This window comes from Thauera aminoaromatica S2, from assembly GCF_000310185.1.
Classification (GTDB): domain Bacteria; phylum Pseudomonadota; class Gammaproteobacteria; order Burkholderiales; family Rhodocyclaceae; genus Thauera; species Thauera aminoaromatica.
In genome coordinates this window covers 1-5,748 of the sequence record NZ_AMXD01000189.1, presented here as the reverse complement: position 1 = coordinate 5,748, position 5,748 = coordinate 1, and the positions used below count along the sequence as shown (strand labels likewise).

The following is a 5,748-nucleotide window of genomic DNA, read 5'->3' as shown; positions in this document are numbered from 1 at the left end:
CCCCCGCCGCCGACACCCCGCTCGCCCGCCTCGAGGAGCGCCTCGCCGAACAGGAGGCCGCGCTCGCCGACTGGCGCCGCCGCCTCGACGAGGCCGACAGCCTGCTCGTCGCCGCGCGCACCGGCCCCGAGCGCGCACAGACCGAGATCAGCACCGGCCAGGTGCGCATGGCGGCGATCGAGGCCATGCTCGCGAGCGGACGCGAAGCCGGGCGCGACAGCCGCGCGCTCAGCCCGGAGCGCCGCGATGCGCTCGCCGCCGAATGGCATGCGCTCGACGCCCAGCTCGCGCTGCGCCGCCAGGAGCTCGCCGGCAACAGCGGCCTGATCGACCTCGGCCTCGCCCGCCAGGAGCTCGCCCGCCTGCAGCTCGCCCGCCTCGAGGAGGCGGCACGCGCGCTGCAGGACGCGATCAGCCGCCAGCGCGCCAGCCAAGCCGAGCAGACCGTGCAGGCGCTCGCCGACGTAAGTGCCGACGCGAGCCACGACGACCTGCTCGCGCGCGAGGCGGCGATCAACCAGCAGCTGTCCGAATACCTGCTGGGCGCCACCGCGAAGCTCGACGCCCTCACCCGGCGCAACCAGGCGGTAAGCCAGCAACTCGACGTGCTCAACCGCAGCACCACGCTGATCGACGAGCAGATCGGCGTGCTTCAGGGCAGCGTCCTGCTCTCGCGCATCCTGCTCGAGCAGCGCCGGGCGCTGCCCGCCCCGACGACCGACGCCGGCCTCGCCGACCAGATCGCCGACATCCGCCTGTACCAGTTCGAGATCAACAAGCAGCGCGAACAGCTCTCCATCCCGGCCGCCCACGCCGAACGCCTGCTCGCCGACGCCGGCGAGGCCGACCCGGCCGTGCGCGAACCGCTGCTGGCGCTGCTCGCCACCCGCAGCGAGCTGCTCGAGCGCCTCAACCGCGAGCTCAACGCGGTGCTCGCCCAGTCGATCACGCTGCAGCTCGCCGAGCGCCAGCTGCTGGTGAGCGCCGACCGCCTGCGCGCCACGCTCGACAAGCAGATGTTCTGGATCCCGAGCAACCGCCCGCTCGACCTCGCCTGGCTGCAGGCGGTGCCGGCCGCGCTCGCCAAGCAGTTCGCCGCGATCCCGTGGGGCTCGGCCGTCGGCGAGCTGTGGGCGGGCCTGCAGGCTCGGCCCTTCCTGTTCCTGCCGGTACTGCTGTTGAGCGTCGGCCTGTTCGCGCGCCGGCGCTGGCTGCGCGCGCAGCTCGACAGCCTGCATGCGGACATCGGCTACGTGCGCCGCGACAGCCAGCTCCACACCCCGCGCGCGATCCTGCTCAACATGCTGCTGACCTTGCCGGTAAGCCTGCTGCTGGCGCTCGGCGGCATCGCCCTGCAGATGGACGCGCGCGGCCAGAACGCGGCCCTGGGCGCGGCGCTGATGGACATGGCACAGGCCTGGCTGGTGTTCCGCACCGCCCATCGCCTCCTCACGCCGGGCGGGGTGGCCGAACGCCACTTCCAGTGGCCCGTCGAGCGCGTGCGCGCACTGCACCGCAACCTGAACAAGCTCGGTCTGGTGGTGGTGGCGGTGGTCGCGGTGGTGGCGATCGCGGAGCGCCAGCCCGAGAGCCTGGGCATCGACGTGCTGGGCATCCTGATCCTGCTCGTCGGCTACGCCACCATGGCCTGGCTGCTGGTGCGCGGCCTGCTGCACACGCGCCTGGAAGACCGCCCCTCCCCGCTGCGCGTGTTCGTGGGGCTGGCGCTCGGCCTCATGCCGCTCGCGCTGATCGGCGCGCTGGTGATGGGCTACTACTACACCGCGCTCAAGCTCACCGGCCGCCTGGTGGACACCCTGTACGTGCTGATCCTGTGGCGACTCGCCGAAGGCCTGCTGGTGCGCGCGCTCGGCGTCGCCGCGCACCGCATCGACCATCAGCGCGCGGTCGCGCGCCGCGAGGCCGCCGAACGCGAGGGCCGCGCCGGCGCCGACAGCGAGCCGGCTGCGGTGGCCGAGGCGCCGATGCTCGACATCGCCCGCATCAACCAGCAGTCGCTGCGCCTGCTCCACCTGGCCCTGCTGTCCGGCCTCGCGGTGGCGCTTTACTGGGTGTGGGCCGACCTGCTGACGGTGGTGTCCTACCTCGACAACATCACCCTGTACGAGTACGCCAGCGGCAGTGGCGAGACCGCCGGCGTGGTGCCGATCAGTCTCGCCGACCTGCTCGGCGCGCTGGTGATCGCGGCGATCGCCTTCATGCTCGCCACCAACCTGCCGGGCCTGCTCGAGGTGCTGGTGCTGTCGCGGCTCCAGCTCGCCCAGGGCAGCGCGTATGCGATCACCACGCTGCTCTCCTACGTCATCGTCGGCGTCGGCATCGCTTCCACGCTGGGCACCCTGGGGGTGAGCTGGGACAAGCTGCAGTGGCTGGTGGCGGCGCTGTCGGTGGGCCTGGGCTTCGGCCTGCAGGAGATCTTCGCCAACTTCGTCTCCGGTCTGATCATCCTGTTCGAGCGCCCGCTGCGCATCGGCGACGTGGTGACGATCGGCAACGTCTCGGGGACGGTGAGCCGCATCCAGATCCGCGCCACCACGATCACCGACTTCGACCGCAAGGAGATGATCGTGCCCAACAAGGCCTTCATCACCGGCCAGCTCACCAACTGGTCGCTGACCGACACGGTGACGCGGGTGACGATCAAGCTCGGCGTGGCCTACGGCGCCGACCTGGAGACGACGCGGCGCCTGCTGCTCGCGATCGCGGCCGAAAACGCGCGCGTGCTGAAGGATCCTGAACCGCTGGTGTTCTTCCTCAACTTCGGCCCCAGCACGCTCGACCACGAGCTCCGGGTGCACGTGCGCGAGCTCGGCGACCGCAACGCCGCGATCGACGAGATCAACCGCGAGATCGACCGCCGCTTCCGTGAAGCGGGAATCGAGATCGCCTTCAACCAGATGGATGTGCACATCCGCAGCATCGCCGACGGCCGCGAGGCCTTGCTGCAGCAAACGGCGGTGACTCCGCCCGCCGGTTCACCGGGTCAACAAGGATAGATGGGAACGCGGCTGCGCCGGGCGTGGGGCGACTGGCGTCACGACGGGGTGCGGCCGCCGGGGCCGTCCCTGCGCGGATCCTCCTCGATCTCCACCTCGCGGATCACCTCGCCCTCGATGATCAGCCCGCGATTGCCAGCGGCGGGACCGTAGCCGCCCGCACGAGCACCGCCTGCGGCCGCCTGCGCGTCCATCTGCGCCCGCATCGCCTTGCGCAGGGCACGCGTCTTCCACCACACCCAGCCCCAGATCGCCACGCCGGCGGTCAGCAGCACCGCGAAGAAGGCGACCGAGAAGGTCAGCGCGAGCATGAAGACGCCCGCCATGACCACCGCGCCCACCACCTTCTGCAGCAGCGTGGGCGGCTTGGCGGCCGGCCCGCCGAGGGTCTGGAAGATGCCGGAGAATCGGGGATCCCTGTACATGAGTCGGTCCTGTCGGGCGGCGCGGACCGTCCGCGCCGCATGCGGGGGTGTGAGCCCCTGGCGGAAAAAAGATTCCATGCAGGCGAAGATGTGCATGGATTGCTTACACATTCTCGCCCAATCGGAGCGCGCTTGCCGAGCGCGGCGAGCCACCCGCATTGAAAACCCCGCCCGGACACGCGAACATCCGTCCATGCCCGCCCTCGCCCTGCACCAGCTCCGCACCCGCCACATCGGCCCGGTCGATCTCGACGTCGCCGCCGGCGAATGTGTCTGCATCCGCGGCGCCTCGGGCAGCGGCAAGTCCCTGCTGCTGCGCGCGATCGCCGATCTCGACCCGCACGCGGGCGAGGCCCTGCTGGATGGGCGCGCGTGCTCGTCCATGCCGGGCCCGGCCTGGCGGCGCCGGGTGGCGCTGGTGATGGCCGAGGGCCAGTGGTGGGCCGATACCGTCGGCGAGCACTTTCCCGCCGGCTGCACGCCCGCCTGGCTGGACCGCGTGGGCCTGCCCGCCGGGGCGCTCGACTGGCAGGTGGCGCGCTGCTCCACGGGCGAGCGCCAGCGCCTGGCGCTGCTGCGCACGCTGATGCAGGGGCCGGCGGTGCTGCTGCTCGACGAACCCACCGGCAACCTCGACGAGGACAGCACCGCGCGCGTCGAGGCCGTGCTCGACGACTACCGGCGCGAGCACGCCGCCGCGCTGCTGTGGGTCAGCCACGACCCGCGCCAGGCCGCACGGGTGGCGCGGCGCCGCTTCCTGCTCGAGGACGGCAAGCTGGTGGAGGAAGAGGAAGGCGGGAAGGCGGCCGCGGACAAAGGAAAGGCTGCAGGCGCGGACAGGCCCCCCGACACCGAGGGCGCGGCATGGTGATGGAGCTCTCGGTCCTCGACCTTGCGCTCGCCGCGCTGCTGATCCTGGCGCTGGCCGGGCTGTCGCTGCGCCTGGGCCTGGGCATCGAGCAGCGCCTGGTGGTGGCGGCCGCGCGCACCACGATCCAGTTGCTGCTGATCGGTCTGGTGCTGAAGCTGCTGTTCGACAACGCGCACTTCCTGTGGGTGGCGGCGATGGCCGCGGTGATGATCACCGCCGCCGGGCGCGAGGTGATGGCGCGGCAGAAGCGCCGCTTCGTCGGGTGGTGGGGCTTCGGCCTGGGCACGCTGTCGATGTTCGTGTCCTCCTTCACCGTCAGCGTGCTGGCGCTGCTGGTGGTGATCGGCAACACGCCGTGGTATGCGCCCCAGTACGCGATCCCGCTGCTCGGCATGGTGCTCGGCAACACCATGAACGGCATCGCCCTCGGGCTGGACCGCCTGACCCAGGAGGCGAGCGCGCGGCGCATGGTGCTCGAGACCCGGCTCGCCCTCGGCCAGAACTGGAACGAGACCATCGCCGACACCCGGCGCGAGGCGATCCGCGTCGGCATGATCCCGATCATCAACGCCATGGCCGCCGCCGGCATCGTCAGCCTGCCCGGCATGATGACCGGCCAGATCCTCGCCGGCACCGCGCCGGTGGAGGCGGTGAAATACCAGATCCTGGTGATGTTCCTGATCGCCGGTGGCACCGGCTTCGGTACCGTGGTGGCGGTGAGCCTGGGCGCGCGCCGGCTCTTCGACGAGCGCCAGCGCCTGCGCCTCGACCGCCTGCGCACCGGCGCGGATTGAGGCAGGGGGGGCGATGAACGGGCCCGGCGCGCGCACCGCGACATCCCTCCGCCCCCTCTCGCCCGCGCAGGCGGCGGCCGGCGCCACGCCCCGGGTCGGGCAGCCCTCGCCGCTGATCCTGTTCGGTGCCTTCGACCGCCACAACCTCGGCGACCTGCTGCTCGGCCGCATCGCAGCGGAACTGGCCGCGCGCCTCCTGCCCGGACGGGAGCTGCGCTTCGCCGGCCTCGCCGTGCGCGATCTGCGTGCGGACGGCGGTGCCCGCGTGGAAGCGCTCGCCGAACTCGCCGCGGAATGGAAGCCGCCCCGTCGCGACACGCCCCCGCCGGGGCTGCTGCAGGTGGGTGGCGAGATCCTCGACTGCAGCGCCTGGGAGGCGGCGGTGATGCTGCTCGACAACGCCGGCGCCGCACGCGCGATCGCGCTATACGACCACGACCCCGCCGCGCGCGCGGCCTGGGCACGGCACGCGCTCGGGGTTCCGCGTGGTCTGCCCTACCTCGCTGCGCATGCCGCGCTGCCGCCCGGCACGCGCAGCGTGCACACCGGCATCGGCGGGGTCGGCTTCGCGGCCCTGCCCGCGGCGCTGCGTGCCGAGGCGCTTGCCGAGCTGCGCGCGGCCGCAGGGGTGCAGGTGCGCG

The 5,748-nt window shown here is 72.3% G+C and carries 4 protein-coding genes and 1 pseudogene; 4 read left to right on the top strand and 1 reads right to left on the bottom strand.

All coding sequences use genetic code 11. The features are described 5' to 3' along the window. A partial coding sequence (mscK, locus tag C665_RS18030) for a mechanosensitive channel MscK (protein WP_004325600.1) occupies positions 1-3,017 on the top strand: 3,017 nt, incomplete at its 5' end. Between the two features lie 38 nt (positions 3,018-3,055). Here the strand turns inward: mscK and C665_RS18025 are convergent. Then, positions 3,056-3,442, bottom strand: coding sequence for a hypothetical protein (locus C665_RS18025; RefSeq protein WP_004325598.1), 387 nt, complete (start codon positions 3,440-3,442; stop codon positions 3,056-3,058). A gap of 193 nt (positions 3,443-3,635) precedes the next feature. On the opposite strand from C665_RS18025, the gene C665_RS18020 reads away from it, so the two are divergent. The 3 genes and pseudogenes from C665_RS18020 to C665_RS18010 form a co-directional block, all read left to right on the top strand. Then, the gene (locus C665_RS18020) at positions 3,636-4,313 is read left to right on the top strand and encodes an ABC transporter ATP-binding protein (RefSeq protein WP_004325596.1); all 678 of its coding nucleotides are present in this window, start codon (positions 3,636-3,638) and stop codon (positions 4,311-4,313) included. After that, positions 4,307-5,107: an ABC transporter permease gene (locus C665_RS18015; RefSeq protein WP_004325594.1), complete on the top strand. Its 801-nt coding sequence runs from the start codon at positions 4,307-4,309 to the stop codon at positions 5,105-5,107. Before C665_RS18020 ends, C665_RS18015 begins: the two co-directional genes overlap by 7 nt. A gap of 13 nt (positions 5,108-5,120) precedes the next feature. Next, a pseudogene (locus C665_RS18010) lies at positions 5,121-5,748 on the top strand (polysaccharide pyruvyl transferase family protein); the annotation flags it as partial.

What these genes read in the sequence shown, in the direction of transcription:
- C665_RS18025 (WP_004325598.1), bottom strand. Translation starts at nt 3,442, where the DNA reads ATGTACAGGGATCCCCGATTCTCCGGCATCTTCCAGACCCTCGGCGGG.
- C665_RS18020 (WP_004325596.1), top strand. Translation starts at nt 3,636, where the DNA reads ATGCCCGCCCTCGCCCTGCACCAGCTCCGCACCCGCCACATCGGCCCG.
- C665_RS18015 (WP_004325594.1), top strand. Translation starts at nt 4,307, where the DNA reads ATGGTGATGGAGCTCTCGGTCCTCGACCTTGCGCTCGCCGCGCTGCTG.